This is a genomic window from Psychrobacter sp. AOP5-GZ1-6 (assembly GCF_052376345.1).
Taxonomy (GTDB): domain Bacteria; phylum Pseudomonadota; class Gammaproteobacteria; order Pseudomonadales; family Moraxellaceae; genus Psychrobacter.
In genome coordinates this window covers 1-5107 of sequence record NZ_JBQSVP010000176.1, presented here as the reverse complement: position 1 = coordinate 5107, position 5107 = coordinate 1, and the positions used below count along the sequence as shown (strand labels likewise).

At 42.8% G+C, this 5107-nt stretch carries 3 protein-coding genes; 1 reads left to right on the top strand and 2 read right to left on the bottom strand.

All coding sequences use genetic code 11. The features are described from left to right. Positions 1–30 precede the first annotated feature (30 nt). Complete coding sequence (gene ppk2, locus ACT3RN_RS14385) at positions 31–1140, top strand: polyphosphate kinase 2 (RefSeq protein WP_192520998.1); 1110 nt, start codon at positions 31–33, stop codon at positions 1138–1140. 74 nt (positions 1141–1214) lie between these two features. Here ppk2 and ACT3RN_RS14380 read toward each other — a convergent pair whose 3' ends face one another. Beyond that, a complete protein-coding gene (locus tag ACT3RN_RS14380; RefSeq protein ID WP_192518587.1) occupies positions 1215–3008 on the bottom strand; it encodes an amino acid ABC transporter ATP-binding/permease protein in 1794 nt (597 codons plus the stop codon). Further along, positions 3005–4900: a thiol reductant ABC exporter subunit CydD gene (gene cydD, locus ACT3RN_RS14375; protein WP_192518586.1), complete on the bottom strand. Its 1896-nt coding sequence runs from the start codon at positions 4898–4900 to the stop codon at positions 3005–3007. Before cydD ends, ACT3RN_RS14380 begins: the two co-directional genes overlap by 4 nt. Between the last annotated feature and the right edge of the window lie 207 nt (positions 4901–5107).

Genomic DNA, 5107 nt, shown 5'->3' with positions numbered 1-5107 from the left:
TTTTTATTAATTTTGTGAGGAGGGTAAGTTATGACAAAAAAGCCAAGTAAGGTTGAAAAAGTAAATGATGTTTACATTACTGATAAAAAAGGCATCGAGAAGTACGAAACCAAAAAGAAAGAAGATGGCTCTCGCGTAAAGACCAAAGAAGTCATTGATCAAGTATTACTGAAAGATTTGGCTGATGGTAATATCGATAGTATTTCTGAGCATTTACAAGCCTTGATTCATGATGTTTCTCCTGATGATTTGATGAAACTTAAGGATATATTTGCTAAACACGCACTTGCCAACTACGTAAAGACAGGTAGTATCAAAGATGATGAATTGTCTGATAATTGGCGTGAAGGTGGTTATCCATATAAAAACCGATTATCACGTAAAAACTATGAGAAGCAAAAATATCATTTGCAGGTTGAGCTGTTGAAGCTACAGCATTGGGTGCGAGATACTGGACAAAAAGTAGTCATCGTCTTTGAGGGTCGTGATGCTGCAGGTAAAGGTGGTACGATTAAGCGTTTTATGGAACATCTTAATCCGCGTGGTGCTAAGGTGATTGCACTTGAAAAACCAACCGAACAAGAGCTCGGACAGTGGTACTTTCAGCGCTATATTCAGCATTTACCCACTCAAGGTGAGATGGTTTTGTTTGACCGCTCTTGGTATAACCGAGCTGGTGTTGAGCGAGTCATGGAGTTCTGTACCGATAAAGAGTACGAGTCTTTTATGAAACAAGTGCCTGACTTTGAAAAATATTTGATTGATTCAGGCGTTCATTTGATCAAGTTTTGGTTTTCAGTCAGTCGTGATGAACAGCGACGTCGATTTGCCCAACGTGAAGCGCATCCCTTAAAACAATGGAAATTGTCACCGATTGATAAAGCCTCTCTCGACAAATGGGACGATTATACACTTGCTAAAGAAGCGATGTTTTATAATACAGATACTGCTGAATCGCCATGGATTGTGATTAAGTCAGACTGTAAAAAACGTGCTCGTCTAAATGCCATGCGTTATGTACTCAATAAACTGCCGTACGAAAATAAAGATAAAAAGCAGGTGGGTAATGTCGATCCACTCATCGTTGGTCGTGCAGGAGCTTTATATGAGCTGGGCGAAAAAGATGATTTAGCGGTTTAAAGCAGCGGCTTCTTGAAATAAAAAACCACTTAGGTAAGGTCTAAGTGGTTTTTTTATTATCAATATGTTTACACTCACGTGGATGCAAGGTCACTGGTAAATACACTTTCCTCTAGTATTAATGATTTACAGTGTCCCATGTTCCACTCATGGTGGCTGACGATAATTAATAAATCATTTTTTTGATGTGCGCGCACATTTTGCCACACCTGTGCTCGATTATCTGTATCAAGACCGGCAAATGGCTCATCGAGCAATAATACTCGCCGCGGTTTGAGCAACAGTCTTGCCAAAGCGATACGTCTTGCCTGACCACCAGAAATAGCTGCACCATATTCGCCGAGTGGCGTGGCAAGCCCTTGTGGCTGTGCTCGTAACCACGATGAAAGCCCAACTTTATCTAAAGCCGCAATCAATTCAGCATCAGAGGCATTTGCCTTTCCCAAACGTAAATTAGCTGCCAAACTTTGATCAAAAATATCGAGCTGCTGGCCTAAGTAACCAAGTTGATCTTTCCAATCGTAATCATCCCAAGCTTTACCGTTTAAAGTCACCTCACCTGATAAGGCTGGTAGTTCACCCGCGAGCATTTGTAGTAGTGTGGACTTTCCGCATCCTGAAGGGCCGCGAATGATCAACGGTGTGCCCGATTGAATAGAAGCACTGACATTTTGAGCACCCACCAATGCTTTGGGTATTTTTGTATAGACGTTTTTCAGCTCTGCTGTGAGTACATCAGTAGGCAGTGGTAATGAAGGGTGAGGTACGTTTATTTCGGCAGGCTCGTTTGTGGCATCCACTTTGCTTACCTTGTCTTTTGTCATATTAGCACTATCAGACTGTTGCTTTAGCAAAGCATTCAAACGATTTTTGGCGGCAATACTGTTTCCTAGTGATAGATAGTTTTGACCTAAAGGCACAACGATCTCTTGAATACCAAGTAGCCCAAGTATCACTGCTAATATTAATGGTACATTGAAGGAGGCACTTGTATCTGATGTGGCAACAGCAAACAACACCGCTAAAATGCTTAAATAAAAGAGCCATTGAATACCTAAAATATAACCTGATCGCTGTTTCTGTGCCTGCCACTCTAACTTCTGTAAGGCATTGTCTTGAGCCGTATAGTCTTTGGTTTGTGTATACCATTGTTGCCATAAAAGTAGTTGGGTAATGATTGCTAACGGCGCAAGCAGTTTATGGCGGCGAGATTCAGATGCTTCAGCCAACCGCTGTGCTTGAGCTATCCCTAAGTAGCTGGCGCACAAGGGTAGAAATAGTGCTAGTGTTAGTAGAGCAAAGATAACCAGCTTTAATAGGGTACTGATAGGCAGTACAAAACCGATGAAGACAGCCAGCAGTATCATCGTTATGGTGCTAATCAACCATGGGGAAATAACCCGAAGTATGAACTCATCAAGCTTGTCGATGTCGCTGACCAGTCGATGCATATATTGAGCGGAATGTAGAGCTTGTCGTTGCTCTGCTAAAGGTTTAGCTGCCAAGCGATTAAAGAAGCTTAATCTGAGAGTTTTTAATAAATCAAACACTGCATGATGCGAGACCATTAGCTCACCATAGCGACTGGCTGTACGAGCCATCGCTAGCATGCGTATGATTCCTGCTGGCACCATGTAGTTAAAAGCATGTGAGCCAACGGCCAGCATGCCTGCTAAAGCGGCACTGGTGATAAACCAGCCTGATATCATCAGCAGGGCGATGATAGAAATGGCAAATATCAATCCTAGCAGCCATGAGATGAGCCATAAATCAAATGACGGCTTGAACATATCCCGCAATCGAAAAGCTGGTACATGCTTATCCGTCATCTGATGTTCATGCGGGTTAGGTGATATACGCTGGCTCATTGTGCGCCTCCTAACTGATTAGGTGGTTCATTATCATCGAGAGTTTGGTGGTTAGCCGATAATGGTAGTGATAGTTGAATCACATTGTCTAGCCAATCTAGTTGTTCATGCGCATGTGTTACCCACAATACCGTTTTATTACGACTAACCGTTTCAAGTAAGGCATGAATATGTTGGGCAGTATCGGGATCTAAATGTTCGGTTGGTTCGTCGAGTAGCCAAAGACTGTCATCACGCAGTAGTAGTTGAGCGATGCCTAAGCGCTGCTGCTGACCACCCGATAAGCCCTGTCCACGCTCACCAAGCTGAGTGTTGATACCGTCAGGTAAACGTTGAATCAGCGGCCATAGGGCCACCACATCCAGCGCGTTAATCAGATCTTGATCTGTTGCTTCAGGATTGGCTAGGCGCAAATTCTCTGCAATCGTTAATGGCATCAGTGCCACTTGCTGTGCCAAATAACCTATATTTTGTCGTAGTAACTCTGGGTCAATGTCGTGATAAGGCACTTGCTCCGTGCTATTAGCATTCATGAAAGTGATGTCACCTTCATAAGACACAAAGCCCATCAATGCTTGGAGCAGACTTGATTTACCACTGCCACTATCGCCAATCAAAGCGACCCGTTCGCCCGCTTTTATATCAAAAGTAGTGGGTGCCAGACGGGTTCGATAAATAGGTTGGCGGCTGGATTGAGTATCTGATGTAGAATCAGGTGGCAGTTGATTGTCTAACTTTGTCGAGGTGATTATTTGGCTACGGATATTTAGGTTTGACAGTTTTATACCGAAAGCTTGGTAGACATCTAATGACGTTGAACCAGTAGTATTTATATTAGGATCAAACTGATGATTGTTGCCATTTATATCAGTCGTGCTCACTGGTTTTGCCGCCTCAATAATAGGCAACAAGCTTTGTATAGCGCCTTCGGCTTCTGCTTTAGCATGGTAGTCAGCACCTAACTGGCGCAATGGTAAATAAAACTCAGGTGCTAATAACAAGATAAATAATGCGCCAAAGTATGGTACTGGTACATGACCTTTATCCCATGGCAAGATACCAATCAAGCCAAAGCCAAGATAAACGGCCACTAGCGCAATACTCAGTGCGGCCAGTAACTCCAAGATAGCACCGTTTAAGAAGGCAATTTTCAGTACATCCATAGTACGGCGGCGATAATCTTCGCTACTAATGGCTAAGTCATGGCCTGCGATCTCAGTGGCTTGTAAGCGCTTTAACGTTGGCATACCACGTACCCAATCTAAAAAGCGACCACTAAGCTGAGCCAACGCGGTAAATTGATCCGCACTTTTACTGGCTGTTAAATGGCCAATCAATATCATAAATATAGGCACTAGGGGTGCGGTCAATAGCAGGAGAGCTGCGGCAACCCAACTTTGCCATGCGACAGCAGTTAATAGAATAATAGGCGTACTGGCAGCAACCTTGCGTTGCACACTAAAACTGCGGATAAAACCATCTAGCGCATCAGTTTGGTCAATAATTTGGCTAGATAAACTACCATCACTACCAAAATAGCGTAGATTCGGCCCTAGTTTTGCCATGATTGACAATAAAGACTCACGAAGATCACTGCGTACTTTGAAACTGGCGCGACTACTAATGAGCTCGCGTCCACTGTTGAGCAGTGGGCGTAGTATAAAACAGACAGTTAGCGCTGCAAGCCAATAGTTATTGACATTAGTGGCGAGTGGTAACTCATTAAAGTAGTTGTTAAGCCAAGTGCTAAAAAGGCTAGCAAGTAACCAGGCTTGGTAGACAAACAGCAATGTGTTGATGATAGTAAACAGCCAAGCTAAGTTAAGAGGGCGTTTGACCGATGTTACTAGCTCTTTGAGAAACCGTTTTTCGGCATTTGAAAGTGTTGCCATAGTATTATCTGCCGGCACAGTAAAAGTTAAAATAATAGGGTATATCTTCAACTCGATCGATGATTATCTACATGAACTAACCAGGGCTGAGTTTTATACTCTTGAGTCATTATTTATAGATATAAATATACACTACCATCAGTTTATCAGACGGTCATAGTATCAGTAGAACAGACGTGACTGACAAGTGTCGTTGATACATTATAT